The following is a 25870-nucleotide window of genomic DNA, read 5'->3' on the forward strand; positions in this document are numbered from 1 at the left end:
ACCGGCCCACCGGCCCACCGGCCCACCGGCCACCATGGCGCCCTGATCGCGCTCCGCGGTCGCACGCGGTCGACAGCACGCGGCCCGGCCCCCTCTGTCAGGGGGCCGGGCCGCGTGGTGTCGGTGGGGTTGCCGGCGGGGCTACACCGCAGACTCCGGGGCGATGCGGCTGCGGACGGCCGACTGGACGTCCTCCTCCTCCGCCGGATCGGCGGCCAGGCGACGCAGCCGGGGCGCCACGCGGGCGTCGGCCGTCTCGGCGTGGCGGGCGGCCACCTCGCGGGTGGTCTCCTCGCAGTCCCACAGGCATTCGACGGCGAAGCCCGCCGCGAAGGAGGGGTCGGTGCTGGCCAGGGCCCGTGCGGCCCGGCCGCGCAGGTGGGACGAGGCGGTCTCGCGGTAGATGTGGCGCAGCACGGGGGCCGCGCAGCCGACGGCGAGCCGGCCGGCGCCGTCCACCAGGGCGAACAGGCGCCGGGTGTCGGGGCCCGCACCGCGCACGGTGGAGCGCAGGGCGCCCAGGACCAGGCCGGCGTCCTCGGCGCCGCCGCGGGCGGCCAGGATGGCCGCGGCGGCTTCGCCGAGCGCGTCGGGGCGGTGGACCCAGCGTCGGGCCCGTTCGACGGCCTCGGGGCCGCACATGCGCTCGTAGGCGGCCACGGCGGGCTCGTCGGCGGCGGCTTCGATGAGGTCCAGCACGGCCGGATTGTCCGGTTCGGCGAGGACCAGGTGGTGCAGGGCGGTGGCCCGGGCGGCCTCGCCGTCGGCGCCGGCGGCGGCCGCGAGGATCGCGGAGCGGTCCTCGGGCTGGGCCACGGCGGCCAGGCAGCGGGCGGCGGGGACGTGCAGCGGGGTGCCGCGGCGCAGGCCGTCGGCGGCCCAGTCGAAGACGGCCTGGACGCCCCAGCCGGGACGGGGCCCGCTCGGGGTCATCTGGCGCTGCCAGCGGTCGAAGGAGCCCTGCTGACGGGCGGCGCGCAGGCGCTCCCCGTACTGGGGGGTCTCCTCCCACAGGCACCACGGGCGGGGCTCGTAGGCGTCGCGGACGGCGGCGGCCAGCCGCGCCTCGCCCTCCGCCGTGGCGGGGAAGCGGGCGAGGACGGCCGCGGCCAGGGACCGCAGGCCTTCGTCGTCGTCGCGCAGGGCCAGCTCGTCGAGTGCCCAGGCCCAGTTGGCCCCGGAGGCGGCGTAGCGGCGCAGCAGCATGAGCGCGTCGTCGCGGCCGTAGGAGGCCAGGTGGCCCAGGACGGACAGGGCGAGGCCCGTGCGGTGGTCCTCCTCGTCGACGAGGTCGTCGGCGCTGAAGAGGTGTGCCTCGATCTCGCCCAGGGGACCGGCGAGGTCCAGGTAGAGCCGGGCGTAGTACAAGGAGCGGTTCTCGACCTGCCAGTCCTGGCGCGGGTCGCGGAGCACGCACTGGTTGAGGGCCTCGAGGGCCTCCGCCCTGGGTGCCGCGAGTGCGTGCAGCGTGCCGTCGCCACGGCCCCGCTGAAGGAGCCCGAGCAGGGTACCGCTCGGTGCTATGACTGGTTCGAACATGGGAATGGCCTCAAATCAAGCTGGGGACGCAACCGGGAATCGGGATTCACAGGGCCGCGTAACAGCATGTGAGGACGTCCGCCGTCATGTTCCGCTCGATGTAGACCATTGCCTTCTCACTCTCGTCGGTGCTTCGTGACCATGGAGGCCGGGCCGGGCCGGCACACCCTTCGTGTCCTGCCCGCTTCTGCCCGTCCCCCGTGCTCGCGAATCGAATCCGACGCCATGATGACCCAGCCGGTTTGTGCGCCGCGACCACATTTATGGCCGCCGTGACCAACCTGTGAGGTCCGGATGCGCCCAGGCCGCGCCAGATCCCAGGCAAAACCGGACTACTCAGCTCCGAAAAGTTCCAGCAGGTCGGCCTTGGCGAACATGCGCGCCGTGTCCACGGCGGAGGGGGTTCCGGCCTTCGGGTCGGCCCCGCCGGCGAGCAGCGCGCGGATGACGGCCTCCTCGCCCTTGAAGACCGCGCCGGCGAGCGGGGTCTGGCCGCGGTCGTTGGCTCGGTCGGCCTCGGCGCCGCGGGCCAGGAGGGCCGACACGGCGTCGGCGTGGCCGTGGTAGGCGGCGAGCATGACCAGGGTGTCGCCGCGGTCGTTGGTGAGGTTCGCCGGGACTCCGGCGTCCAGGTAGGCGGTGAGCGCCTCGGTCTCACCCTGGCGGGCGAGGTCGAAGATCTTGGTGGCCAGCTCGATGACGTCCTCGTCGGGGACGTCCTGGGAACCGGAGCCGTCCGCTGCGTGCTCGCTCATGGTTCGTACCGCCTTTCACTCGTTGCTGACATGGTCCGCCTGCCCGTCACGACGTCGAGGACCCGGCCGGGGCCGGGCGGGCAGGGGGGCGCACGGCGCTGCGTCCGTACGGGTGAATCGCCAGAGTAGCGCCCTGGCCTGCACATGTCCGGGTCGGGCCGAGGCAATGATCACCCTCGACGCACCGTGCGCCGGGCACGCCACCCAGGCTGAGCCGGTCAAGTGAAAAACCCATGAATTCACCCGTATGCACCTTTTGTCGCATTGATACTTCCTGTGAGCCTGGAACAACTGATGGTGACTGTCCCCACCAACCAGGAGAAAACCTCATGGTCCTGTCCATCTCAGGCGTGGTCCTGCTCGGCATCATCTGCTTCCTCTTCTTCAAGAAGGACGGGATGAAGCTGACGCACGCGTTCGTCTGCTCGCTCTTCGGCTTCTTCCTCGCCGGCTCCGCCATCGCCCCGAGCATCACGGCCAGCACGGCGAGCCTCGCGAGCCTGCTCGGCGGGATCAAGCTCTAGCCCGGCCGTCACCCAGCGACACCAGCAGCACCCGGAACACCGTCACACCCACAACTCCAGGAGACGCCCGTGGCCCGGCGCCCACTTCCCCGCATCCTCAGCAGCGGCACCATGTCGCTGGCCCGGGGCCGCGACCTCGCTCGCACGGCCGCCGACAGTGCCACGGACGTCCTCCATCCGCTCCTCGTCATCGGACGCGGCCTGCGCATCCTGGCCGCGGCCGGACGGCGCCGGTGGATGCAGACCCCCAAGGACAAGCGTGGTCCCGCGCTGTTCCTCGGGGCGGCCTGCGTCCTCGTGGTCGCACTCGTCCCCTACGGTCCCCTCCTCGCCCTGATCACCCTCATGGCGGCGGCGGCCTGGCACGGACGCGACCGCACCCCGGCGAAGACCGGACCCAGCGATGCCGAGACCGAACGGCTCGGCTCCCTCTACGAAGCCCTCGTGCCGTACTTCTCCATCCCGGAGGACCCGAGTCCGCTCTTCGCCCACGGCGGGGACTGGGACAAGGCCTTCAGCGGCTACGAGTTCGACGAGGCGGGCCGCATCACCCGGCTCCACATCCGCTACCCGGCCTACTTCACCGACGGCGAGGCCACCTCACGGGCCCGGATCGAGTCACTGCTGCACGCCAAGTCCGGGCGCGGACGGGAGTATCTCTTCGACTGGGACGAGGAGGGCAACCAGCTCGACCTGAGGGTGCTGGCGGCGCTGCCGACGGGCATCGCCGCCCAGCCGTTCGTCACCTCCCCCGGCGAGACCGTGCTCGGCTTCACCGACGCCGGCGGCGTACAGCGCACCCTGCCCGTCCTGGAGGGCGACGAGCCCCGGGACGTACCGCCGGTGATCTGGCGCACCGGGCCCCGCTCCGCCGAGCCCCACCTGCTGGCCGTCGGCCAACCCGGCAGCGGTACCTCCACCCTGCTGCGCTCCGTCGCCCTGCAGGCCCTGCGGCAGGGGGGCGACGTACTGATCGTCGACGGCGGCGGCAGCGGCGAGTACTCCTGCCTGTCCGGCCGGGTCGGGGTCCTCGCCGTGGAATGCGGGCCGACGGGGGCGCAGGCCACCCTGGAATGGGCCGCGCAGGAGACCGAACGGCGACTCATCGCCACCCACCGGGCCCGGGAGGTCGGCCGGCCCGCCCCCGAGGACACCCGGCGCCCCTTGTGGATCCTGCTGGACCAGCCGAGCGTGCTGGCCCATCTCGCCGTCGCCGAGGGCGGCCCCGACCCGCTGGCCCAGCTGCAGGTGCCGCTGCGGCACGGACGGCCCGCGCACGTCACGGTGGTGGTGGCCGAGCAGTTCGGGCACCTGGAACTGCTGAACGACGCCGTCTGGCAGCACACCCGCGCCCGTGTCGTGCTCGGGCCCGCCGCCGTCCAGCAGGTCGCGGACGTCCTGGGGCTGCCGCCGCACACCACCCCGACGGCCCAGGTGCCGCCGGGGCGCGGATACGCCCGGCTCGGCACCGGGCCCGTGCACCGGCTGCAGGTGCCCGCCACCCCGGACCCGTACGACGAGGCCGCGCACCCGGCGTACCGCCAGGCCGTACTGGAACTGCTGCCGGAGCGGCAGCCGGGCCCGCACCGCCTCCTGTCCGCCAAGTCGCTCCGGGCACCGGCCGCCCTCGACGCGCAGCCGGAGGTCGCGGCGGAGGCTCCGTAGCCCCGCCGGGCGGGGCCGGGCCGACTACGCCACGAACGTGCGCGGCGGCTCCGCCCCGCTGCCGCCCGCGCCCGTGCTCACCAGCCGGGCCGCCGCCGCCAGCCGGGCGGCGGCCTCGTCGGCCACCGGCCCGCCCACGGTGAACGGCAGCCGGACGTAGCCCTCGAAGGCGCCGTCCACACCGAACCTCGGCCCCGAGGGGACCCGTACGCCGACCCGCTCCCCCACCTCGGCCAGCCGCGAGCCGGAGAGCCCGCCCGCGCGGGCCCAGAGGGTCAGCCCGCCCCGGGGCACGTCGAACTCCCAGTCCGGCAGCTCCCGTCGGACCGCCGCGACCAGCGCGTCGCGGTTCTCCCGGGCCTGCTCGCGGCGGATCCCGACGGCCTCCTGCCAGCCCCCGGTCCGCATCAGCCAGTTCACCGCGAGCTGTTCCAGCACCGGCGTCCCCAGGTCGGCGTAGGCGCGGGCGGCGACCAGGCTGCGGATCACGTCGGGGGCGGCGCGGACCCAGCCGATCCGCATGCCGGCCCAGAAGGCCTTGCTGGCCGAGCCGACGGTGATGACCGTGCTGCCGGCCGGGTCGAAGGAGCACACCGGGCGGGGCATCTCCAGCTCCCGGTCCAGCTGGAGCTCCAGCATGGTCTCGTCGGCCACCAGGACCGTGCCGGCCGAGCGGGCGGCCGCCACCATCGCCCGGCGCTGGTCCTCGGAGGCCAGCGCCCCGGTGGGGTTGTGGAAGTCGGCGACCACATAGGCGAGGCGGGGGGCCGAATCGCGCAGCACCTGCCGCCAGACGTCCATGTCCCAGCCGCCGAGGCCGTCGGCCATGGCGACGGGGACGAGGCGGGCCCCGGCGGCCCGCATCAGCTGGAGGATGTTGGCGTAGGAGGGGGACTCGACGGCGATCCGCTCACCGCGGCCGGCGAAGAGGCTGCAGATGGCGTCGATGGCGCCCATCGCGCCGGTGGTGACCATGATCTGTTCGGGCATGGTCGGGATGCCCTGCTCGGTGTAGCGGTCCGCGAGCATCCGGCGCAGCGCGGGCAGCCCAGCCGGGTAGTCCCCGTGGGTGTGGGCGTACGGCGGCAGCTCCTCCAGGGCGCCCTGGACGGCCTTGGTGAGCCAGGGCTCGGGGGCCGGGAGCGCGGCGCAGCCGAGGTCGATCATCGAGCCGAGGGACTCGGGCGGCAGCGGCTCCAGGCCTCGGGCGGGCAGCGGGTTCCCGGCCGGGACGGAGGTCCAGCTGCCGGCGCCGCGACGGGACTCCAGGAACCCCTCGCCGCGCAGGGCCTCGTAGGCGGCCGCGACGGTGGTGCGGCTGAGGGAGAGGGCGACGGCCAGTTCCCGCTCGGCGGGCAGCCGGGCGGCGACCGGGACACGGCCTTCGAGGACGAGCAGGCGGATGCCGTCGGCGAGGGTCCGGTAGGCGGGGAGCTTGCGCGTCCCGGGGACGCTGGGCCGCTCCTGCTGGGAGGTGATGAGACGGGCGAGCTGTGCGGCACCGACCGCTGAGGTCCATTCGGCCATGCTGTCCGGTCCACCTTCGTCGAATTGGCCTCGCCCGACCGGGGGCGCGGCCGGTATTGGATTGCTTCCGCCCCTCCACCCTGTCACGCCGGAGGCCACCCGGACCAGGGGTGGGGGGTATTCGCGTCTCCGGTGGTGCGTTCCGAACGGCCGCGACGGCGCGCCGTTCATCACGCAGCCATCGGGCCGCACCCTCCCCACGGGTGACACGAGGCATACTGCCGCCGTGACGCACGTACGCCTTCGCCATCCGTATCTGGACCACCCGGCTCCGATCCCCTTCGCCCACCGGGGCGGCGCCGCGGACGGGCTGGAGAACACCGCCGCCGCCTTCCGACGGGCCGCCGAAGCGGGCTACCGGTACTTCGAGACCGATGTGCACGCCACGGTGGACGGGAAGCTCGTCGCCTTCCACGACTCCACGCTGGACCGGGCCACCGACGGCCAGGGCCGGATCGCCGAGCTGCCCTGGAAGCGGATCCGCGAGGCCCGGGTGGGGGGCACCGAGCCGCTGCCGCTCTTCGAGGAGTTGCTGGAGGAGTTCCCGGACGCCCGCTGGAACATCGACATCAAGGCCGAGTCGGCGCTGCACCCGCTGGTCAACCTGATCGCCCGGGCCAGGCTCTGGGACCGGGTCTGCGTGGGCTCGTTCTCGGAGAGCCGGGTGGCGCGCGCCCAGAAGCTCGCCGGGCCCCGGCTGGCAACTTCCTACGGCGTACGTGGGGTGCTCGGCCTGCGGCTGCGTTCGTACGCGATTCCCGCGGCGCTGCGCGTGGGCGCGGTGGCCGCGCAGGTGCCGGAGACCCAGGCGGGCATCCGCGTGGTCGACCGCCGGTTCGTACGGACCGCGCACGAGCGGGGACTCCAGGTGCACGTCTGGACCGTGAACGAACCGGAACGTATGGAGGCTCTCCTCGACCTGGGTGTCGATGGCATCATGACCGACCGGATCGACATCTTGCGCACGGTGCTGGACGGGCGCGGGGCCTGGGCCTGACTCGCCCTTCACCCCCTGCCCGGGCCGGAATGCCGTTGCGGAACGGGACCAGCGAGGGGGACGCCGCATGAGTGCGGACGAGAGCAGCAGGACCGAGGAAGCGGAACCCGGGGCCGAGGACGGGAGAGCCGCGCCCGGCACGGTGGCGGCCACCACGGCCGGGGCCGCCGAGCGCAAGCGCGAGCAGCGGGGCTGGTACTTCTACGACTTCGCCGTCTCGGTCTACTCGGCGAGCGTGCTGACGGTGTTCCTCGGGCCCTACCTGACGGCCGTGGCCAAGTCGGCCGCGGACGCCGAGGGCTTCGTGCACCCGCTGGGCATCCCGGTGCGCGCCGGATCCTTCTTCGCCTACTCGGTCTCGGCCTCGGTGATCCTGGCCGTGCTGCTGATGCCGCTGGTGGGGGCCGTCGCCGACCGGACCGGGCACAAGAAGCCGCTGCTGGCGGCGGCCGCGTACACGGGCGCCGCGGCGACCGCGGCGATGTTCTTCCTGGGTGGCGAGCGCTATCTGCTGGGCGGCCTGCTGCTCGTCGTGGCGAACGCCTCCCTGTCCGTCTCGATGGTGCTCTACAACGCCTATCTGCCGCAGATCTCCACCCCCGACGAGCGGGACACCGTCTCCTCGCGGGGCTGGGCCTTCGGCTACACCGCCGGCTCGGTGATGCTGGTGGTGAACCTGGTGCTCTACATGGGGCACGACTCCTTCGGCCTCTCCGAGGGCATGGCGATCCGGATCTGTCTGGCCTCCGCCGGCCTGTGGTGGGGCGCCTTCGCGCTGATCCCGTTGCGCCGGCTGCGGGACCGGGCCGTGGTGCGGGAGCCGGGCGCGGCGCCGGCCGTCAGCGGCTGGAAGCAGCTCGTCGCCACGCTGAAGGACATGCGGCGCTACCCGCTGACCCTGTCGTTCCTGCTGGCGTACCTGATCTACAACGACGGCGTGCAGACCGTGATCTCCCAGGCCTCCATCTACGGCTCGGAGGAGCTGAAGCTGGAGCAGTCCACCCTGATCGGGGCGGTGCTGCTGGTGCAGATCCTGGCGGTGGCGGGCGCTCTGGGCATGGGCCGTCTCGCCCGGATCTACGGGGCCAAGCGGACGATCCTGGGCTCGCTGGCCGCGTGGGCGGTGACGCTGGCGGCCGGATACTTCCTGCCGGCGCGGACGCCGGTGTGGTTCTTCGCGCTCGCCGCGATGATCGGGCTGGTGCTGGGCGGCAGCCAGGCGCTGTCGCGCTCGCTGTTCTCGCACCTGGTGCCGGCGGGCAAGGAGGCCGAGTACTTCTCGGCGTACGAGATGAGCGACCGCGGCCTGAGCTGGGTGGGGCCCCTGGTGTTCGGCCTGACGTACCAGCTCACGGGCAGCTACCGGGACGCGATCATCTCGCTGGTGGTCTTCTTCGCACTGGGATTCGTGCTCCTGGCGCGAGTGCCGGTGCGGCGCGCGGTGGAGGCGGCAGGCAATCCTGTACCGGAGCGGATCTGAGAGTGGGTCCGCGAGTGCGCCCCGCCCGGATCTACGAACGAATTCCGAACGAATTTAGACGTTGAAGCAAAGGGCCGGTAGTGTACGCCTTTGGCCTGCCAGGCGGACCGTTACTGCGCGCTCGAGAAGCGTGGACGTTGGGTGACATCTGCTGCCAGATGTGACAAAACGGGCACTGGTGGGTACAACAAGGGGCGGCACGACGGGCGACGCACGACCCGGAGCGGGAATCTATACCGCCGACCGGACGTTGACCGGATGACGACGACAGCGACACCTGTCCTGTGGGCGACAAGCCCGGGAGGCACGATTCATGAGTGAGCGAGCTCTCCGCGGTACGCGCCTCGTGGTTACCAGCTACGAGACGGACCGCGGCATCGATCTGGCCCCGCGCCAGGCGGTGGAGTACGCATGCCAGAACGGACATCGATTTGAGATGCCGTTCTCGGTTGAGGCAGAAATTCCGCCGGAGTGGGAGTGCAAGGCGTGCGGCGCCATGGCACTCCTGGTGGACGGGGATGGGCCCGAAGAGAAGAAGGGCAAGCCTGCGCGAACGCACTGGGACATGCTCATGGAGCGACGCACCCGCGAGGAGCTGGAGGAAGTGCTGGCCGAAAGGCTGGCGGTCCTGCGTTCCGGCGCCATGAACATTGCCGTGCATCCGCGGGACAGCCGCAAGTCCGCCTGACAGCCGGACGGATACACAAGCCGAGGGGCCCCGCCACACAGTGTGTGGCGGGGCCCCTCGGCTTTCTCCTGGGCTCTTCCGTGGAACAGGCTCCGTGGACGGGCCTGGACGGGCCTTACGGGGTCAGCGGCGGCCGGTAGGTGGCATCCGGGCCGTCCTGCTGCCCCGGGCGGTCCTCGCGGATGACCTCGCCCTGGACGACCTTGCCGTCGGGGTGGTGGATCCGGGCCTGCTGGAAGGCGTCACCGAAGCTGCCGGCGGGGGCCGAGGCCATCTTCCGCTCCAGCGAGCGGGTCGCCCGGCGGCCGATCCAGGCCCGAACGGGGGGCAGCAGCAGGACCAGCCCGGCCACGTCGGAGATCAGCCCGGGGAGCATCAGCAGCAGCCCCGCCAGCATCGTCAGGCCGTTGCCCTGGCCGGGCTGCTGCGGCGTGGGCTGCTGCCCCTGCTGGACCTGCTGGAAGGTGCTCGCGAGGTTCTTGAAGGCACGCCGCCCGGCCCGCTTGATCACCACCGCGCCCAGGACCATGCCGCCCGCGAGCAGCGCGGCCACGGCGAGCCCGCCGGCCACGTCCGCGACCAGGGTGAGCAGCCAGATCTCCAGGATCAGCCAGGCGGCGATCGCCAGGGGGAGGAACGTACGGGCGGGCGAGCGCCGCCGGGGGGCCGTGGAAATGCCGGTCGTCATACCATCCAGTGTGCCTGGGCCCGCATAAAAGCGACCTCAGCCGGAGGTACCGGACACCCCCTAGGGGGTGTCGTGCCGGTCAGGCCCCGGCACCCTTGCCACTGTCCTTGCCGGCGTCCTTGCCACTGTCCTTGCCGAGCAGCTTGGAGGCCTGGGCCTTGAGGCCCCACTGGGTGACCCGCCACAGCGCCTCGACCAGGATGTCCTTGCTCATCTTGCTGTCGCCGAACTCACGCTCGACGAACGTGATCGGGACCTCCACCACGCGGAAACCCTTCTGCACGGCCCTGCGCGCCAGGTCGACCTGGAAGCAGTAGCCCGCCGAGGCCACCTCGTCCAGGCCCAGACCCTCCAGGGTCTCCCGGCGGAAGGCCCGGTAGCCGCCGGTCACGTCCCGCATCGGGAGGTTCAGCATGAGCCGGGAGTACGTCGAACCGCCGCGCGAGATGAACTCGCGGCTCTTGGGCCAGTTCACCACCCGCCCGCCCGGCACCCAGCGGGAGCCCAGGACCAGGTCCGCGCCGGCGAGCGCGGTCAGCAGGCGGGGCAGTTCCTCGGGCTGGTGGGAGCCGTCGGCGTCCATCTCGACGATCACCCCGTAGCCCTGCTCCAGGGCCCAGACGAAGCCCGCCAGGTAGGCGGCGCCCAGCCCCTCCTTGCCCTTGCGGTGCAGCACGTGGACGTGGTCGTCACCGGCCACCAGCTCGTCGGCGAGCTTGCCGGTGCCGTCCGGGCTGTTGTCGTCCGCGACGAGAATGTGGGCCTCGGGCACGGCCGCGCGCACACGCCCGACGATCAGCCCGATGTTCTCCGCCTCGTTGTAGGTCGGAATGATCACCAAGGCCGTACCGAGCGGTCCGTAGGTCCGCTTTCCGCCGTCGCTCACTGAGTCCCCTTTTGTGCTCTTGCACATCCTGTACGACTGGTCGCAGAGGATGACTTTAGAACAGTGGCCGGGGCCCGCGGTCCTTCGGGCCGGTCGGACGCCCGCTGGCTGCGGGCCGCCGTGACCGTTGTCTACTGGACCGCGGACCCCGACATGGGGCCACCCGCCGCCCGGCGAAACCTTCCCTCGCCCCCGAGGCGCGGGCGCGCTGCGCAGACGGAGTCGTCCGGCACGGACATCCTGTGGTGGACCCGGCCGAACCTATCCGGGTCCGACCGCCCGTACCGAACCGAGGCCCGCCGGATCACCCCTGTGGGCGTACGAATACCTCCCGCCCGCCGACGACGGTGGCGAGGCACACCGGCAGGTCGGATCCGGGGGTCAGGTCGGGCAGTCCGGGGGTGCCCGAACGGGGATCGGTGGACCAGCGGGCCACCCGGTCGTCGGGGGCCTGGACCACCAGGTCACCCGTCTGCCAGACCGCGTAGTCGGCCGGCGCGCCGGGGACGAGGACACCCGCGTCGTCGCGGCCCAGCGCCCGCCAGCCGCCCCGCGTGTGGGCCGTGAAGGCGGCCCGTACGGAGATCCGGTGCTCGGGGGTCCGGTGGAAGGCCGCCGCCCGGACGGTGCCCCACGGGTCGAGCGGGGTGACCGGCGCGTCCGAGCCGAAGGCCAACGGGACACCGGCCTTGAGCATGGCCGCGTACGGGTTGAGGGTGCGGGCGCGCGCGGCACCGAGCCGATCGACGTACATACCGTCCTCGCCGCCCCAGGCCGCGTCGAACGCGGGCTGCACCGATGCGGTCAGCCCCAGCTTCGCGAACGCGGCGATGGTGGCGGGCGTCATCATCTCCGCGTGCTCCACCCGGTGCCGGGCGGCACGGACGCGGGCCAGGCCGACCTTCTCGGCGGCCGCCCGGACGCCCTCGACGACGGCGGTGATCGCGGCGTCCCCGATGGCGTGGAACCCGGCCTGGAGACCCTCCTCCGTGCAGGCGGCCACGTGCTCGGTGACGGCGTGCACGTCGAGGTACTCGGTGCCGGTGTGCGCGGCGTCCTCGTACGGGGCGTGCAGGCAGGCGGTGTGCGAGCCCAGGGCTCCGTCGACGAACAGGTCTCCGGCGGCCCCGACGGCCCCGAGCTCCTTGGCCAGCGCGAGGTCCCGGTCGGCCCAGTACCCGAAGACGCGCGGCCCGGGCCGCTCGGCGGCCAGGGCGAGCAGGCCGGTGAAGTCCTCGGCGGAGGAGATCTCGGGCCCACCGCACTCGTGGACGGAGCCGATCCCGAGGGACGCGGCCCGGTCGAGGGCGGCCCGCTGCGCCTCGGCCCGCTGCGCGGGGGTGACGGCGGCCAGCGCGGCCCGCCGTACGGCGTGGTGGTCGTCGGCGGTCAGCGGCCGGTCCCCCTCGGGCCGTACCTCCGGGACGAGGGCGAGCAGGGCGGTGGTGACCACGGCCGAGTGCACGTCGACACGGCTGAGGTAGAGCGGGCGGCCCCCGGTGGCCTCGTCGAGCTCGGCGCGGTGCGGGGCCCGGCGCTCGGGCCAGCGGGCGGCGTCCCAGCCGTGCCCGAGGAGCACCCGGTCGGCCGGACGGCTCGCGGCGTACGCGCGGACGAGGTCCAGCGCGGCGGACAGGGTGCGCGCGCCGGAGAGGTCCAGCCCGGTGAGGGCCAGACCCGCGGAGGTGGTGTGGACGTGGGCGTCGGTGAAGGCCGGCGTGACGAGCGCGCCGCCGAGGTCGACGACCTCGTCCACGCCCTGCGCGAAGGCGTCTGCGGCGCCCTCGGAACCGACCCAGGCGATGCGGCCGCGCTCGACGACCATCGCGGTGGCGAAGGGGTCGGCGGGGCTGTGCACCTCGCCCCCGCGGAGGAGAACGGTCCTGGTCGGTGCTCCGGCGGCGTCGGCGGAGTGGGCGGTGCGGTCAGTCATGCCGACCAGTGTCCCGCGTCGCCCACCCCGGCCCCACCACCGGGTCCCCGCTCGGGCTCGGTTCAGACGCGGGGCGGGCGCGCCTCGTAGGGGGTGGACAGGACGACCGTCGTGCGCGTCGAGACGTGCGCGAGGGCGCGCAGGCGGCCCAGGAGGTCTTCCAGCTCCAGGGGGGTGGCGACGCGCACCTTCAGGATGTAGTTCTCGTCGCCCGCGACGCTGTGGCAGGCCTCGATCTCCGGGACGCCGGCCAGCCGGTCGGCGATGTCGTCGGGAGCACTCGGGTCGAAGGGCTTGACCGAGATGAACGCGGTCAGCGGCAGGCCGACGGCCTCCGGATCGACCACGGCCGCATAGCCGCGGATGACCCCGCGCTGCTCCAGACGTCGTACTCGCTGATGGACTGCCGACGTGGACAGTCCCGTGGCCTTGCCCAGATCCGTGTAACTCATCCGCCCGTCCCGCACGAGCAGATCAACGATCTGGCGGTCCAGCTCCTCCATTGCGCTCATAGCCGCTCAACTTAAGGCCCAAGGGCACTCCAGGCCCAGTGCTGTCCGCCCACTGGAGGCATCTGCGCCAGGCATGTGACCAAGGCCACAGGGGTATGCAGGTGGAGGCCTGTCTGTTGTGGTTACTCGTGACGCTCGACGGGAATTGGTTGCTGTGGCCGAGGCCGAAGAACCTGCCCGCCCGGCCCACCCAAGGGGGAGTACATCCATGCTGAACACCAAGCGCGCCGGTCGCACCGAACCGGAGCCCCTGGAACCGCTCGATCCAGGGAACGGAACGTACCCGGACGACGGCGATTACCTCGACGAGATCGAGGGATTCGAGATCCATCACGCGATCTGCCCCGACTGCGGCCAGTCGATCGCCCTCGTCGCGGACGAGGAGTACCTGCCCCAGCACGCCCTCTGCCTGACCCCGTGGAACCCCTTCGGCCTCACCGTGTGCGCGGGCACCGGCCGGCCCGCGAGCGACGCGCTGCCCACCGTCGGCATGATCCAGCCGGTGGAGGCGCAGGAGCTCGAAACCGTCGTCCTGTCGGCCCTGCCCCAGGGCCTGGACTGGCGGACGCAGCCCTTCTCGCACGTCGGCGGCCCGGGCTCGCGTCCGGTCCGTGCGGTGAGCCCCGTGCTGCCGCGGCCGCAGGCGCAGACGCGGCAGCAGCACGCGCAGGCGGCCTGACGACCGCTCCGCTCCCCTACCAGTACGCCCCCTGCACCATGGCGGCCAGAGTGGCATGGTGCAGGATCAGGCTGTCCGGGTCCGCCGGGACCTCGACCTCGCCGAAGTGGGCCTGCCGGTAGGCGATGCGCAGCATGACGATCCCGTGCCGCAGGGCCGCGTAGAGGGTGTGGAACTCCATGTCCCGCGGGGTGTGGCCGGTGAGTTCGGCGTAGCGGCGCTCCAGGTCCTCACGGCGCAGGAAGTCCGGCAGCCCGGGCTGGCCGAAGCCGACCGTGAGGTCCTGGAAGAACCGGTGCAGGTAGACGGTCCAGCCGAGGTCCACCTCGCGCGGGGCGTACGCCGCCATCTCCCAGTCCAGGACGGCCACCGGCGTGAACCCGTCGTAGATGACGTTGCCGATCCGGGCGTCGCCCCAGTTCAGGACGGCGGGACCCTCGTCCTGCGGCCACAGTTCCTCCAGCCGGGCGAACGCCCGCTCGATGAGCGGGGACGGGGCGAGACCGCCCACCACCCAGGAGTAGTAGGCGCGTTGGGCGTCCACGTGCCGACGCAGCGGGGTGCCCTCGCCGTCGGGAAGGAGGAACTCGGCTTCCTTCGACGGGAATTGGTCGTGCAGCCGGGCCAGCAACGAGATGCTCTCCTCCTGGAGGGCGGCACGCTCGGCGTCGGTGGCGGCGTGCAGCCAGTTGCCCTCGTAGGTGTAGGGCATGACATCGGGCGGGACCCGCCCCTCCGCGCGGGCCATCACGAAGAACGGCGCCCCGAGCGGCCCCGGATCCGCCTCCAGCCACTGCACCCGCGGGACGGGCACGTCCGTGTGCTTGCCGACCAGGCTCATCACGCGGTGCTGGCGCGGCATGTCGTACGTGGGGAAGACGGTGTAGGCGGCCGGGTCGGCGGCGAGGCGCAGCGCGCAGGCCCGCAGCGGGGTGTCGGGGTGCTCTATGTCGAAGAGCAGGGTCTCGCTGGACATCCCGTTGGATCCGGGGACGGAGACGTTCGTGACCCGCGCGCCGGGGAGCCTGACGTCCAGCCAGGCGGCGAGGCGCCGACCGAGTTCCTCGGGCTCCCGAGTGGAGGTGCGCGGACGTGGTGCGGTGGCCATGATTGAGCCCCTTTCCTACGGGTCCTGGTGCTACGGGTCCTGGCCTTACGGGTCCTGGTCCTACTGGGCGACGGAGGAGTAGTCGGCGAAGCCGCTGGGGTCGTGACGCCCGAAGCTGCCGTGCTCGAAGATGCCGTGGCCGATCTGCCCGTCGAGGGTGAAGCGGGCCGAGTGGTCGGTCACCCCGAAGGCGGCCATCGGATGGGCCGCGGGGTCGGAGAGGTCGTAGACGCGGCGGTCGCTCCAGCCACGGCCCTGCCAGGTGCCGTGCTGCCAGTCACCGGCGGGCGGGTAGCCGGCGCCGACGGCGAGGGGGGAGGAGTTGAGGATCTCCACGCCCAGTTCGAGGGGCTTGCGGGTGGGGTCGGTCAGGTGGACCACGGCCCGCTCGGGATGCCGACTGCCGGGCCGGTAGCGGATCTCGGTGTGCGGCCAGCCGAGTTGGACGTCGTGGCGGCCGCTGCCTTCGGGGAAGACCTGCACGGCCTCGTTCAGGGTGCGGTGGCCGTCGGCGTCCTCCTGGGCGATGACCATGATGAAGCGGTCCTCGAAGCGGACCGGGATCCACAGCCAATGGAAGCCCTCGGGGCGGTACTCCTCGGCCGCGCGCCCCCCTTCCTCGCCGGGGATCGGCCGCACGCCCCAGCTCCGGTCGCGGGTCCCGGTCCACTCCCCCGGCGTGAGGGTGAACTCCTCCCCCTTGGCCCGGATGGTGCCGGTGGCCTGGCCGGCCTGTACGAAGCGGCGACCTTCCAGCATGAGGCGGTCACCGCGCCGCTGGACGTGGTGCGGCTCCCAGACGGCAGGGAACTCGGCGGTCCAGGTGATGTCGTACGAGAGGCCGTGCGGGTCGGCCGGATCGGCGGCGCAGCGCAGCGTGAGCTGCTTGAGCGGCACGTCGACGGTGATGGACAGTGGTCCCACCGAGAGGTTCATCCGGTCGTCGCCGAGGGCGTCGGAGGCCCGGACGGCGAGCAGCTCGTCGCCGACGCGGAGGGTGGCGTAGGCGTCGATGACCCCGGCGTTGGGGTAGACGCCGAGGCCGAGTATCAGGACGGCGCGGCCGGCGTGGTCGAAGACGTGGAAGATGCACCGGTCGTAGGCGTTGCGGTCGCCGCTGACGACGTGCTTCATCGACAAGGGCGCCTGATGGATGGGGTATTCGTCGAGCGCGACGGGCCGGTCGGCGGACATGGCGAACCTCCTGGACGGACGGCTTCGGGGATTTCGGGGCGGCTGCGGGCGGCCGTGGGTGACTGCGGAACGGCTCCGAGGTGCGGCTCGGCTGGATATGACGGTACGTCAGAAACCAACCCCGAGGCCACCCTTCTGGCACGCTCTGACAGAGCGGCGCGATGTGCCGGGGGTGGCTGCGGGGGGGGCGGGAGCCGGCGGGGCGGGGTCGGCGTTGCGGGGCGGCGGCTTCGGGGAGCGGGAGCGGGAGCTGCTCGGGCGGCATCAGGGTGGGGTATGGGGGTTTCCCGTCAGTCCCATCGTCCCTCCGGGTCGGGCCGATCCCTCAAGGGCGCCCCTCCTTCGTCGTCGCGTCACTGCGTGATGGCCTGCGGCCACCCTTGACCGACCGGCCCGACCCGGAGAAACGAAAGACTGCCGAGAAGCCCCCAAAAGAACGAGCCGGCCCAAGGCACGAAGGACGGGGCGGTCGGAGACGGATCCCTTCGCCCGCCTGGCCGCGATCGTCCGCCCCCTGGACTGGCCTTCGCTCGCCGAGTTCGTCCCCTTCGAGGACTAGGGTCCGGCGCGAAAGCGCCGGTCACAGCCATTCGCTGACGTTTGCGACCAGTCGCACGCCTCACCCGGCCTGCCGAGCACCCGGATCACCTCCAGGACGGGCTCGAACTGCGGGGAGTCGCCCCACCGGCCGTTCGCCGGATCCCCACGCCCCACAACGAGTGATCATCGCAGACCCTAGGCCGTTCCCTTCGGATCACCACTGCGGTTCTCCTCGGCCAGGGCGAGCGCGGCCTCGCGCATGACGGCAACGGTTCCGGTGAGCCAGCGGCCGACGGCGGCCAGTTCGGATTCGTCGAGACCTTGCACCACTTCGGCCATCCCTGCCGTCATCGGGGCCATGGCCTCACCCACAACGCGGCGGTGCGCGGCTGTGGCGGTCAGGGTGAACCGGCGGCGGTCGCCGGGATCCCTGGCGCGTTCGACGTATCCGAGAGCGGCAAGCCGGTCGATGATCTTGGTGATGGCGGCGTTGCTGAGGCCGGTTTCGCCGACGAGCCGACCCGGGGTGGTGCCGGGGGTGCGGGCGATGATGCCGAGCACCTTGTGCTCGGTGGCGTTGACGTGCAGGCGGGCCGCGAGCTGCTCGTGGTAGAGCACCACCCACAGGCTGAGCTCGTGGCCCAGCGTGGCGCCGTCCCGTTCGGTACTCATACCGGCCAGCGTACAAGTCTTTCACTTTGGTGAAGAAAACTCCTTCACCAAAGTGAAAGGATGTGATGGGATCAGTCGCATGACCACACCCCAGGCACCGACCCGTTCGCGCCCGCGTCGCCCCGGTCCGCCCTCGGCTTCGCTGCTCGGCCGCGTGTACCTCGCCGCCCTGATCACCCACCTGCCGATCTTGGCGGTGCTCCTCGCGCCCCAGGGCCGCAGCCGGGTCAGCTCGGAAAGCACGGCTGGATTACTGAACGCGCTCCTGGTCGGGCTCGTCATCGCGGCCGTGATCCTGGTGCCTGCGGTCTGCGCCCGGGTCGCCCCGGCGGGCCCGCGATGGCAGCCCGGGAACGCGCTCGCCGGAGTCCGCGCCCTGATCCGCACCGACCGACGCGCCTGGCTGCTGCGGCTCGGGGAGCTGACCGCCCTCTACATCGCCGCCCAGCTCCTGGGTGGGCTGATCGCCCAGTTCCTTCCGTACATCTGGGAGAACCCCCTGTACGGCACTGAACCGGGGGCGGCGCAGTGGGAGTTCCACTACGTGAACTTCGCTCTCCAGGGCGTCGTCATCTACGTGGCGGTGTGCGCGGCGACCGCGTGGTACGCCTGCCGGTTGCGGCAGCTGCTGGAGGACTGATCCGCAGCAGGCCGAGTCGCGAAGGCCGGAGTGAGGCCACCGCACCCGAACGGTGGCGATCGGGGCGACCTCTCGACCCTTCGGGCCGCCCACCAGCACTGACCCGCATCCACGACGAAATGGCCGCCGCCCCACGCCCTCCCGTCCCGGACACGGGTCGGGCGCCTCCGCTGAGGAGCATCCAAGGATCGTAGGCGGCCTATGTCCAACCCAGGACGGTCGTCGGACGCTGAGAGATGGGGAGCGCGTAGCGATTGGATGCGCTCCCCCGAACCGGTCCGGCCTTCTGTGGGACTCGCCTCGCGGCCGTGCCCACCCGCGTCCGCCTGGGGGGCTGTGATGTCCCCGTCCCTGAAAGCTTCGACCGGCTCGTTCTTTTGGGGGCTTCTCGGCAGTCTTTCGTTTCTCCGGGGCGGGACGGTCGGTCAAGGGTGGCCGAAGGCCATCACGCAGTGACGCGACGAAGGAGCGCCCTTGAGGGACCGTCCCGACACGGAGGGACGATGGGACTGACGGGAAACCCCCATACACATCCCTGATGCCGCCCGAGCAGCTCCCGCTCCCCGAAGCCACCGCCCCGCAACGCCGACCCCACCCCGCCGGCCCCCGCCCCGCCCCGCCCCCGGCGACATCTCGAACGGATAGCCGCACCCCGGGGGTGATTACCCGGCCCTTCGGTTCCGCGTTGGCCGGGTATGACCATGCTTCAGTCTTCAACGGGCCGAAGGCGGCGCCCGGCGGCGCCGGGTTTCGAAGAATCGGTTCAGCGTCCGCGTGAGCAGGCGCAGCAGGTGCCGGACCCGCCGATCTACCGGGATCTGTTGGCGCGGTGGGCCGACGCCGGCCGGACGCTGCCCGGCCGGCGTGATCCGGAGTGGTCGCGGCTGACGTCCTCACCGGTCTGGCCCAGCACGAGCAGCGGGCTGTACTGACCTCGGTCAGCGCGTCTCCGGGCCCGCCAGGTGGCGGGCGATGACCATGCGCTGGATCTGGTTGGTGCCCTCCACGATCTGGAGCACCTTGGCCTCGCGCATGAGCCGCTCGACGGGGAAGTCCGCCGTGTAGCCGTATCCGCCCAGCACCTGCACCGCGTCGGTGGTGACGGCCATCGCCGCGTCCGTGCAGAACAGCTTGGCCATGGCCGCCTGGCGGGAGAACGGCTTGCCCGCGTCACGCAGCCGTGCGGCGGCGAGGTAGAGCGCCCGGCCAGCCTCGATCTTGGTGGCCATGTCGGCCAGCATGAAGCGCAGTCCCTGGAAGTCCGCGATCGGGTGCCCGAACTGCTTGCGGTCCAGGGCGTACGTGAGGGCCTCGTCCAGCGCGGCCTGGGCGACGCCGATGGCGCAGGCGGCGATGCCGAGGCGGCCGGCGTCCAGCGCGGCCAGGGCGATGCTGAAGCCCTGCCCCTCCTCGCCGATGCGGCGGGCGTCGGGGACGCGTACGCCGTCGAAGTGCAGCTGGGCGGTGGGCGAGCCCTTCATGCCCATCTTCTTCTCGGGCACGGCCGCGGTCAGGCCCTCGACGTCCCCGGGGACCAGGAAGGCCGTGATGCCCTTGGGGCCCTCGGCGCCGGTGCGCGCGAGGACGGTGTAGAAGTCGGCGACGCCGCCGTGGGTGATCCAGGCCTTGGTGCCGGTGATGATCCAGTCGTCGCCGTCGCGCACCGCCTTGGTGGTGAGCGAGGCGGCGTCGGAGCCGGCGGCCGGCTCGGAGAGGCAGTAGGCACCCAGCAGGCCGCCGCCGAGCATCGCGGGCAGGTGGGCGCTCTGCTGCTCCTTGGTGCCGTAGCCGGCGAGGCCGTGGCAGGCCAGGGAGTGCACGCTGACGCCGAGGCCGACGGTCAGGCGGGCCGCGGCGAGTTCCTCCAGGACCTGGAGGTAGACCTCGTACGGCTGCTCGCCGCCGCCGAATTCCCCGGGGTAGGGAAGGCCGAGCAGGCCGGCCTCGGACAGCAGGGTGAAGACTTCCCGCGGGAAGCGGCCGGAGTCCTCCTCCTCGGCTGCCTTGGGGCGGATCTCGCGCTGCGCGATCTCGCGTACGAGGGCGAGGAGGTCCCGGGACTCCTCGGTGGGCAGCTGTCGGTCCACCGGCTGCGGGGCGCGGTCTGTCATGGCGGCGCTCTCCTCCCTGGTCGGGCACGGCGGCGACGCGTGAGGTGTGGGACGCGCCGCCGGGTCTCGGTTCTCTCACAGCCGATGTTGCCCTCCCGGGTTGCGGAAGGGCCTGTTCAGCGGCTGCGGCGGCTTGAGTATGCCCGATCAGGGGCTTCCCGTCACCGGGGCAAGATCACCGAGTGGATCGAGCGGCACTTCGGGGCCGGGAGGTGCCGGACACTACGGGACGAACTCCTCCATCGGCTTCGGTGTCGCCGGGAGTTCGTTCTTGTGAGCCGAGGTGGACGGACCGGGGCCGCCGGTCTCGTGGTCCTGGACCGCGAGGGTCTCAGAGCCAGCCGACCTGGGTGACGAACATGGCGACGACGACCACGAGGGTCCAGCCCATCACGTGCTCCAGCCAGGTGGAGTCGTCCTTGGGGCCTCCGGTGCGGACGAGGTCCCGGGGGGCGGCGAGGGGGGTGGCGCTGTCGGCAGTCATGGCGTCCAATGTGCCGGCGTTCGCGGCTTTCGCGGTAGGGACGTCATGGGTGGTATGCGTCACGCAAACACCGACATACACGGACAGCAGCGGGCATGGGCCGGGAGGGTGGACGACCGGGTCCCGACCTCCTCGGCCGGGACCCGGCGCGCTGCTCCTTCAGCCGGCGCCTCCTTCGGCGCCCCGGTCAGGCGCGGGCCCCACGGTCGCGGCTCGCCATGCCCGCCATCGCGAGGCCGAGGCACAGGGCGACACCTCCGGCGATCACGTTGCTGACCACCGTTCGCGTGGTGTCCATCTCACCGGCGATGGCCCACGGGGCGACGATCGTCCACGCGCCGAGGGCGACCGCCGTCCACGCCATCGCGTGGGTGCGCTCGTAGGCGGAGCCCAGACCGCTCATGCACAGGCAGAAGGCGAGACCGGCGATCAGGTTGTTGATGGCCAGCGGGGTGAGGCCGCTGAATCCGACGATCCACGGCGAGGCGGCCAGGTACAGGCCCGTGATCAGGGCCAGCGCTTCGACGGCCTGCGCCCGGGGAGTGGTGGTGACCCGCTCGAACCGGGTGCGCATCTCGGCGAGGTCGGGGTGGTGCTCGATGTTGGGATGGGTGGTCATGGCGGGCCGCCTCCTACTGAGAAGCCTTTATGTGCCATTTACCCCCCTATGTTCCGCTTACCCGTGCCACTTGGTCAACGGTCGAACTCCCGGCGGATTCGCGGGTTTCTCACAGCACCCCCACCGCGCGCAGCGCCTCGACCTGCGCCCGGCTCGGACGGGCCGGCGCGTAGAGGTAACAGATGCCTCCGGAGCCCGAGGTGACCTTGCCGGAGGTGCCCACGCGCTTGGTGCGCAACCAGATGTTCTCCCACTCGGCGCGCTTGTAGACGCGGCGCACGGCGGGGTTGTCGCGCGAGTTGGGGTCGTTCGCGATCACGTCCCCGGCGGCGGTGAAGCCGATGACGGTCATCAGGTGGCCGGCGGTGCCGTAGCCCGCGCCCGTGAGTTCCTCGGGGCGGAAGGACTGGGAGGTGATGGCCGGGATGCCGGCCCGGACCAGAGTTTCCAGGTCTGTCAGGGAGGTGAGGCGGGTGACGACTCCGGCGAGGTCCGGGTAGGTGGCGGCGTACGCGGCGTTGAAGGGCCAGTTGCCGCAGCCCTTGTAGGCGGCGTCGTAGGTGGAGCGCGCCGCGTGGCAGACCTGTGGGTCGGAGTACGTGGGGTTCACCCAGGCCAGGGCGGAGGCGGGGGCTCTGCGACCCCAGTACTCGATGATCATCTGCGAGGAGGTGGGGCTGCACCAGGCCTCGCCGCCGTTGTCGTACTCGGGGTACCGGCCGGCGTGGACCTCCTGCGAGTAGCGCGGGACCTTCAGCTCGTGGGCGGTGCGGGAGGGGGTGGAGGCCGGGACGGTGAAGCGGTCCGGGACGTCGGAGACCATGGCGCCCGCGAGCCATACGGTGGGACCGTGCTGGGCGCCGGGCCGGCGGTGGAGGGTGAGCCGCAGCTGCCAGGCCGCGATCCGCAGGCCGGCGGTCGCGGTCGGGGCGTCGAGGGCGAGGGTGTCGGTCCAGACGGTGGACCTGCCGTCGCTCTGGCCGTCCACCGAGGTGCGGCGGATGTCCGCCTCGCCGGAGGCCCAGCGGCCCATCACGTACCAGGGGGTGGTGGTGCCGTCGGTGTAGGTGGCGCGCAGTTCGATCCGGATCCAGGTGCCCGACGGGGTGCGGGCGTTCCAGGAGGCGATGGCCTCGGTGGCGGGCACGGTGGAGCGGTGCACGGGGGAGGTCCAGGTGGCGTACTCCCAGGTGCTCTTGCGGCCGGTGTGCGGGTCGGCGTACTCGGTGCGGCCGACGGCCGTCGCGATCTCCAGGCCGGGGCGGGTGCCGCCGACGGCGGTGGTGCCCTGGTGGGCGCCGGCGAGCCAGTGGCCGTAGGAGTGCCAGAAGCGGTTGTCCACGGTGCGGCCCGAGGCCCGTGGGGCGGGAGGGGTGGGAGGGGTCGCCGAGGCGCTGCCGCCCGGGACGGTGGCGGCGGTGGCCGCGGTGGCGACCGCGAGTGCGGCGACGAGTACGGCCCTGCGCGGAGTGGATTCGGTCATCGCGGATTCCCCCAGGGTGGGTCGGTACGTCGGTGGCGGTCGGCCGCCATCCGGCATCACCCTTCCAGTTCCCGGCGGCGGCGGCCCGAAGCCACGGGTCGTGTCGGGCCTGTCTAGGCTGGTCGAGTGGAGCCACAGCAGTCACTCGAGTCACTCGCCCGGGAGCTCGCGGCCCTGCCGCCCTCCCTCGGCCCGGTCCGCCTGATCGGGATCGACGGGCACGCCGGATCCGGCAAGAGCACCTTCGCGGGGCGCCTCGCCGAGGTGTTGGGGGCGCCCGTGCTGCACCTGGACGACGTGGCCACCCACGAGGAGCTGTTCGGCTGGCAGGAGCGGCTGCGCGCGCAGGTGCTGGAGCCGCTCGCCGCCGGGCGGCCCGCGCACTGGGCCCCGTACGACTGGGTGGCGCGCCGGTTCGGGCCGGAGCGGGTGTTGGAGCCGGCCGCGGTGCTCCTGATCGAGGGGGTCGGGGCGGGGCGGGCGGCGCTGCGGCCGCGGCTGGCGCGGCTGCTGTGGATGGAGACCGCCCGCGAGCAGTCCTGGCAACGGGGGCGGAACCGGGACGGGCGTGAACTTTCCGACTTCTGGGACGGATGGGAGCGCGCGGAGCGCGCGCACTTCTCCAACGACCCTTCGCGCCCCTTCGCCGACACCTTGGTGCGCCAGAGTGGTACGGGATACGAGTGGACTTCCGGGGCCCGTGCGACGCCGGGAACCTCCGCTTCCGTCACCGGGAGTGACGAACTCCCCCGGGCCTGAACGCCCTCGGAATTCCGCCCCGCCGAGGCCCGGCCGACCCGCTTGACCTGTGGCCCGCGGCGGCCTTACGTTCTCAATGCGAGGCCTTCACAGGCTGCCGCGGACACGAAGCCCCCGGTTGTTCCCCCGTGATCGGGGGCTTCGTTCTGCCCGCGAACCCCTCCCCGGCGGTGTCACGCGGGGTCGATCCGCCCCGATCCTTCACCCTGAGTCACCGGCCGCCCCAGGGGCGCACGCCGGAACCGGGCCCGTCGCGCCCTACGTAAGGTGCGTGACCGCGGGTACGATGCAGCCCTGATTTCATCGGCGCAGTGGGCAACTCACGTGCTCGTCACGGAGGTTGCCGCGCACCACGGGGGCAGGCTTGTGGGGGACGTGATGGATTTCGGCACGCCGGGCAGCATGCACGCCCCGGCCGAACTCGCCTGGCTGCGCGGGGTCGACGCCTGCACCATGGGCGCCTATCCGCAGGCCGAGGAGGAGTTCCGGGCGGCCGTACGGCTCGACCCGACCATGGCCGACGCATGGCTGGGCCTGCACGCGCTCCGGGTGGACACCGGCAACGCGTTACTTCGCATGTACGCCCACCGGGACCGGTTCGGCGAGCAGCGCGCCCGGCACCGACGCACGCTGAACTCCTGGTACTGGCTGGGCTGGTGGGTGCAGCCGGTGCTGGAGAGCCGGCGGGACCTGCTCCTCGCCCATGCCTCGCACTGGCTGGACGGCCGCCACGTACCCGAGTTGGACCAGGCGCTGGCCGCGCTGCCACCGGTGGACACCGACGCGCAGGTACGGTTCCTACACGCCTGCCGGGCCTATCTGGTCAAGGACTGGGAGCAGTTGGTCCGGCACACCGAGCCGCTGGTCGACGATCCGCTGCTGGGCATCGAGGCGGGGCTGTTCGGCGGGATGGCGCGGGTCCGGCTGGAGATGTACGGGCAGGCGGAGCCGATGCTGGCGGCGGCTCTGATGCGCTGTCGCAGCGAGCAGCCCCAGCGCAAGGAGCTGCGCTACTGGCTGGCGCGGGCGCGGGAGGGCACCGGGCGCAGTGCGGCGGCGCTGCCGCTGTACCGGGCGGTGCACCGGGTGGATCCCTCGTTCATGGACACCGCGGCCCGGCTGACGGCCATCGAGGACGGCGACGACACCGACGGTGTGGCCGATCTGGCCGGCCTGGCGGGGTACGCGGCGTACGGGAGCTACAGCGGGCACGGCCCGTCCCCGGCCGGCGGGGACCTCGCGGCGGTCGCGCTGGGCGGCGGCCCCGTCCAGGACATCGCGGCGGACGGCCAGCCGGAGCCCGAACCGCCGGCTCCGCCCACTCCCCCGACGAGCCGGGTGGAGGGGGCTCGGCGCAAGGTGCCGGTCCCGCCGCAGGGCACGCCCGAGGGGTTGCCGGCCGGGCCGGCGGACCCGGCGGCGCTCGCCGAGGCGCTGGCGGAGCTGGAGCGGATGGTGGGCCTGGAACCGGTCAAACGGCAGGTGAAGGCGCTCTCGGCGCAGCTGCACATGGCGCGGCTGCGGGCGGGTCAGGGGCTGCCGGTGCAGCCGCCGAAGCGGCATTTCGTGTTCTCGGGGCCCTCGGGTACGGGCAAGACGACGGTGGCCCGGATCCTGGGGCGGGTCTTCTACGCGCTGGGGCTGCTGGGCGGCGACCATCTGGTGGAGGCGCAGCGGGCCGACCTGGTGGGCGAGTTCCTCGGGCAGACGGCGGTGAAGGCGAACGAGCTGATCGATTCGGCGATCGGCGGGGTGCTGTTCGTGGACGAGGCCTACTCGCTGTCGAACTCGGGCTACAGCAAGGGCGACGCGTACGGCGACGAGGCCTTGCAGGTGCTGCTGAAGCGGGCCGAGGACAACCGCGACCGTCTGGTGGTGATCCTGGCGGGCTATCCGGCCGGGATGGACCGGCTGCTGGCCGCGAATCCGGGGCTGTCCTCGCGCTTCACCACCCGGGTGGACTTCCCCAGCTACCGGCCGCTGGAACTGACCGCGATCGGCGGGGTGCTCGCGGACGCGAACGGCGACCACTGGGACGAGGAGGCGCTGGAGGAGCTGCGCAGCATCAGCGCGCACGTGGTGGAGCAGGGCTGGATCGACGAGCTCGGCAACGGCCGCTTCCTACGGACCCTGTACGAGAAGAGCTGCGCGTACCGGGACCTGCGGCTGGCGGGCTTCGCGGGTGAGCCGTCGCGGGACGACCTTGCGACGCTCCGGCTGCCGGACCTGATGCAGGCGTACGGGGAGGTCCTGTCGGGCCGCGGCCCCCAGGAACGGCCGGAGCCGCCGACGCCGTAGCCGCTGCGGTGGGGGGGGCAGCTCCCCTCCCCGCCCTTCCGCCGTTCCCCGGGCTCTGCCCGGACCCGGTCCTCGCACGCCGACGGGCT

Annotated in this window: 23 protein-coding genes; 9 read left to right on the forward strand and 14 right to left on the reverse strand. The window is 72.5% G+C overall.

The genetic code is table 11. The features are described 5' to 3' along the window. Positions 1–141: 141 nt before the first annotated feature. Entirely contained in the window at positions 142–1539 is a 1398-nt protein-coding gene (locus tag OG624_RS08645; protein ID WP_033226188.1) for a hypothetical protein, read from the reverse strand. 332 nt (positions 1540–1871) lie between these two features. Beyond that, positions 1872–2294 (reverse strand): ankyrin repeat domain-containing protein, encoded by a 423-nt coding sequence (locus tag OG624_RS08650; protein ID WP_051763938.1) that lies wholly within the window; start codon positions 2292–2294, stop codon positions 1872–1874. A 329-nt stretch (positions 2295–2623) separates the two neighbouring features. Between OG624_RS08650 and OG624_RS08655 the strand changes: the two genes are divergently transcribed. Both OG624_RS08655 and OG624_RS08660 read left to right on the forward strand, forming a co-directional pair. Next, a complete protein-coding gene (locus OG624_RS08655; RefSeq protein ID WP_030031218.1) occupies positions 2624–2818 on the forward strand; it encodes a hypothetical protein in 195 nt (64 codons plus the stop codon). 69 nt (positions 2819–2887) lie between these two features. After that, complete coding sequence (locus tag OG624_RS08660) at positions 2888–4483, forward strand: hypothetical protein (protein WP_371639288.1); 1596 nt, start codon at positions 2888–2890, stop codon at positions 4481–4483. Between the two features lie 24 nt (positions 4484–4507). Here the strand turns inward: OG624_RS08660 and OG624_RS08665 are convergent, their stop codons facing one another. Further along, entirely contained in the window at positions 4508–6010 is a 1503-nt protein-coding gene (locus OG624_RS08665; RefSeq protein WP_033226185.1) for an SCO1417 family MocR-like transcription factor, read from the reverse strand. Between the two features lie 226 nt (positions 6011–6236). Here OG624_RS08665 and OG624_RS08670 point away from each other — a divergent pair, with 226 nt between their 5' ends. The 3 genes from OG624_RS08670 (at position 6237) to OG624_RS08680 (ending at position 9175) form a co-directional block, all read left to right on the forward strand. Further along, the gene (locus OG624_RS08670; protein WP_033226184.1) at positions 6237–7007 is read left to right on the forward strand and encodes a glycerophosphodiester phosphodiesterase family protein; all 771 of its coding nucleotides are present in this window, start codon (positions 6237–6239) and stop codon (positions 7005–7007) included. Positions 7008–7074: 67 nt separating this feature from the next. Beyond that, positions 7075–8487: an MFS transporter gene (locus tag OG624_RS08675; protein WP_371639289.1), complete on the forward strand. Its 1413-nt coding sequence runs from the start codon at positions 7075–7077 to the stop codon at positions 8485–8487. 313 nt (positions 8488–8800) lie between these two features. Continuing rightward, complete coding sequence (locus OG624_RS08680) at positions 8801–9175, forward strand: RNA polymerase-binding protein RbpA (protein WP_007262928.1); 375 nt, start codon at positions 8801–8803, stop codon at positions 9173–9175. A 115-nt stretch (positions 9176–9290) separates the two neighbouring features. On the opposite strand, the gene fxsA is transcribed toward OG624_RS08680, so the two are convergent. The 4 genes from fxsA to OG624_RS08700 all read right to left on the reverse strand — a co-directional run bounded on the left by fxsA (position 9291) and on the right by OG624_RS08700 (position 13185). Next, a complete protein-coding gene (gene fxsA, locus OG624_RS08685) occupies positions 9291–9863 on the reverse strand; it encodes an FxsA family membrane protein (RefSeq protein WP_371639290.1) in 573 nt (190 codons plus the stop codon). A gap of 79 nt (positions 9864–9942) precedes the next feature. Continuing rightward, positions 9943–10776 (reverse strand): polyprenol monophosphomannose synthase, encoded by an 834-nt coding sequence (locus OG624_RS08690; protein ID WP_161294266.1) that lies wholly within the window; start codon positions 10774–10776, stop codon positions 9943–9945. Between the two features lie 277 nt (positions 10777–11053). Next, entirely contained in the window at positions 11054–12682 is a 1629-nt protein-coding gene (locus tag OG624_RS08695; RefSeq protein WP_371639291.1) for an amidohydrolase, read from the reverse strand. A gap of 62 nt (positions 12683–12744) precedes the next feature. After that, positions 12745–13185, reverse strand: a complete 441-nt coding sequence (locus OG624_RS08700; protein ID WP_030011705.1) for an Lrp/AsnC family transcriptional regulator — start codon at positions 13183–13185, stop codon at positions 12745–12747. A gap of 217 nt (positions 13186–13402) precedes the next feature. On the opposite strand from OG624_RS08700, the gene OG624_RS08705 reads away from it, so the two are divergent. Beyond that, positions 13403–13873 carry a hypothetical protein gene (locus OG624_RS08705; RefSeq protein ID WP_033226179.1) on the forward strand — a complete coding sequence of 157 codons (471 nt, stop codon included), beginning with the start codon at positions 13403–13405 and terminating at the stop codon, positions 13871–13873. A 16-nt stretch (positions 13874–13889) separates the two neighbouring features. On the opposite strand, the gene OG624_RS08710 is transcribed toward OG624_RS08705, so the two are convergent. From OG624_RS08710 to OG624_RS08720, 3 genes are all read right to left on the reverse strand, one after another. After that, the gene (locus OG624_RS08710) at positions 13890–14981 is read right to left on the reverse strand and encodes a phosphotransferase family protein (RefSeq protein WP_371639292.1); all 1092 of its coding nucleotides are present in this window, start codon (positions 14979–14981) and stop codon (positions 13890–13892) included. A gap of 60 nt (positions 14982–15041) precedes the next feature. Next, positions 15042–16175, reverse strand: coding sequence for a hypothetical protein (locus OG624_RS08715; protein WP_033226175.1), 1134 nt, complete (start codon positions 16173–16175; stop codon positions 15042–15044). 735 nt (positions 16176–16910) lie between these two features. Beyond that, the gene (locus tag OG624_RS08720; protein ID WP_161297442.1) at positions 16911–17387 is read right to left on the reverse strand and encodes a MarR family winged helix-turn-helix transcriptional regulator; all 477 of its coding nucleotides are present in this window, start codon (positions 17385–17387) and stop codon (positions 16911–16913) included. Between the two features lie 79 nt (positions 17388–17466). Between OG624_RS08720 and OG624_RS08725 the strand changes: the two genes are divergently transcribed. Beyond that, a complete protein-coding gene (locus tag OG624_RS08725; RefSeq protein ID WP_244291012.1) occupies positions 17467–18027 on the forward strand; it encodes a hypothetical protein in 561 nt (186 codons plus the stop codon). A 938-nt stretch (positions 18028–18965) separates the two neighbouring features. Here OG624_RS08725 and OG624_RS08730 read toward each other — a convergent pair. The 4 genes from OG624_RS08730 to OG624_RS08745 form a co-directional block, all read right to left on the reverse strand. Then, a complete protein-coding gene (locus OG624_RS08730; protein ID WP_033226172.1) occupies positions 18966–20138 on the reverse strand; it encodes an acyl-CoA dehydrogenase in 1173 nt (390 codons plus the stop codon). 331 nt (positions 20139–20469) lie between these two features. Then, positions 20470–20622, reverse strand: a complete 153-nt coding sequence (locus OG624_RS08735) for an SCO1431 family membrane protein (protein ID WP_106971550.1) — start codon at positions 20620–20622, stop codon at positions 20470–20472. A gap of 187 nt (positions 20623–20809) precedes the next feature. Further along, on the reverse strand, positions 20810–21241 hold the full coding sequence (locus tag OG624_RS08740; protein ID WP_033226171.1) for an SPW repeat protein: 432 nt from the start codon (positions 21239–21241) through the stop codon (positions 20810–20812). Between the two features lie 109 nt (positions 21242–21350). Beyond that, positions 21351–22724 (reverse strand): peptidase C39 family protein, encoded by a 1374-nt coding sequence (locus OG624_RS08745; protein WP_033226169.1) that lies wholly within the window; start codon positions 22722–22724, stop codon positions 21351–21353. Positions 22725–22850: 126 nt separating this feature from the next. On the opposite strand from OG624_RS08745, the gene OG624_RS08750 reads away from it, so the two are divergent. Together OG624_RS08750 and OG624_RS08755 are read left to right on the forward strand one after the other, a co-directional pair. Next, positions 22851–23483 (forward strand): uridine kinase family protein, encoded by a 633-nt coding sequence (locus OG624_RS08750; RefSeq protein WP_033226167.1) that lies wholly within the window; start codon positions 22851–22853, stop codon positions 23481–23483. A 378-nt stretch (positions 23484–23861) separates the two neighbouring features. Further along, positions 23862–25781: an AAA family ATPase gene (locus tag OG624_RS08755; RefSeq protein ID WP_033226223.1), complete on the forward strand. Its 1920-nt coding sequence runs from the start codon at positions 23862–23864 to the stop codon at positions 25779–25781. Positions 25782–25870: the final 89 nt, after the last annotated feature.

Source organism: Streptomyces virginiae, assembly GCF_041432505.1.
In the GTDB taxonomy this organism is placed as follows: Bacteria; Actinomycetota; Actinomycetes; order Streptomycetales; family Streptomycetaceae; genus Streptomyces; species Streptomyces virginiae_A.

What these genes read in the sequence shown, in the direction of transcription:
- OG624_RS08645 (WP_033226188.1), bottom strand. Translation starts at nt 1,539, where the DNA reads ATGTTCGAACCAGTCATAGCACCGAGCGGTACCCTGCTCGGGCTCCTT.
- OG624_RS08650 (WP_051763938.1), bottom strand. Translation starts at nt 2,294, where the DNA reads ATGAGCGAGCACGCAGCGGACGGCTCCGGTTCCCAGGACGTCCCCGAC.
- OG624_RS08655 (WP_030031218.1), top strand. Translation starts at nt 2,624, where the DNA reads ATGGTCCTGTCCATCTCAGGCGTGGTCCTGCTCGGCATCATCTGCTTC.
- OG624_RS08665 (WP_033226185.1), bottom strand. Translation starts at nt 6,010, where the DNA reads ATGGCCGAATGGACCTCAGCGGTCGGTGCCGCACAGCTCGCCCGTCTC.
- OG624_RS08675 (WP_371639289.1), top strand. Translation starts at nt 7,075, where the DNA reads ATGAGTGCGGACGAGAGCAGCAGGACCGAGGAAGCGGAACCCGGGGCC.
- OG624_RS08680 (WP_007262928.1), top strand. Translation starts at nt 8,801, where the DNA reads ATGAGTGAGCGAGCTCTCCGCGGTACGCGCCTCGTGGTTACCAGCTAC.
- fxsA (WP_371639290.1), bottom strand. Translation starts at nt 9,863, where the DNA reads ATGACGACCGGCATTTCCACGGCCCCCCGGCGGCGCTCGCCCGCCCGT.
- OG624_RS08690 (WP_161294266.1), bottom strand. Translation starts at nt 10,776, where the DNA reads ATGTGCAAGAGCACAAAAGGGGACTCAGTGAGCGACGGCGGAAAGCGG.
- OG624_RS08695 (WP_371639291.1), bottom strand. Translation starts at nt 12,682, where the DNA reads ATGACTGACCGCACCGCCCACTCCGCCGACGCCGCCGGAGCACCGACC.
- OG624_RS08700 (WP_030011705.1), bottom strand. Translation starts at nt 13,185, where the DNA reads ATGGAGGAGCTGGACCGCCAGATCGTTGATCTGCTCGTGCGGGACGGG.
- OG624_RS08705 (WP_033226179.1), top strand. Translation starts at nt 13,403, where the DNA reads ATGCTGAACACCAAGCGCGCCGGTCGCACCGAACCGGAGCCCCTGGAA.
- OG624_RS08710 (WP_371639292.1), bottom strand. Translation starts at nt 14,981, where the DNA reads ATGGCCACCGCACCACGTCCGCGCACCTCCACTCGGGAGCCCGAGGAA.
- OG624_RS08715 (WP_033226175.1), bottom strand. Translation starts at nt 16,175, where the DNA reads ATGTCCGCCGACCGGCCCGTCGCGCTCGACGAATACCCCATCCATCAG.
- OG624_RS08720 (WP_161297442.1), bottom strand. Translation starts at nt 17,387, where the DNA reads ATGAGTACCGAACGGGACGGCGCCACGCTGGGCCACGAGCTCAGCCTG.
- OG624_RS08725 (WP_244291012.1), top strand. Translation starts at nt 17,467, where the DNA reads ATGACCACACCCCAGGCACCGACCCGTTCGCGCCCGCGTCGCCCCGGT.
- OG624_RS08730 (WP_033226172.1), bottom strand. Translation starts at nt 20,138, where the DNA reads ATGACAGACCGCGCCCCGCAGCCGGTGGACCGACAGCTGCCCACCGAG.
- OG624_RS08735 (WP_106971550.1), bottom strand. Translation starts at nt 20,622, where the DNA reads ATGACTGCCGACAGCGCCACCCCCCTCGCCGCCCCCCGGGACCTCGTC.
- OG624_RS08740 (WP_033226171.1), bottom strand. Translation starts at nt 21,241, where the DNA reads ATGACCACCCATCCCAACATCGAGCACCACCCCGACCTCGCCGAGATG.
- OG624_RS08745 (WP_033226169.1), bottom strand. Translation starts at nt 22,724, where the DNA reads ATGACCGAATCCACTCCGCGCAGGGCCGTACTCGTCGCCGCACTCGCG.
- OG624_RS08755 (WP_033226223.1), top strand. Translation starts at nt 23,862, where the DNA reads ATGGATTTCGGCACGCCGGGCAGCATGCACGCCCCGGCCGAACTCGCC.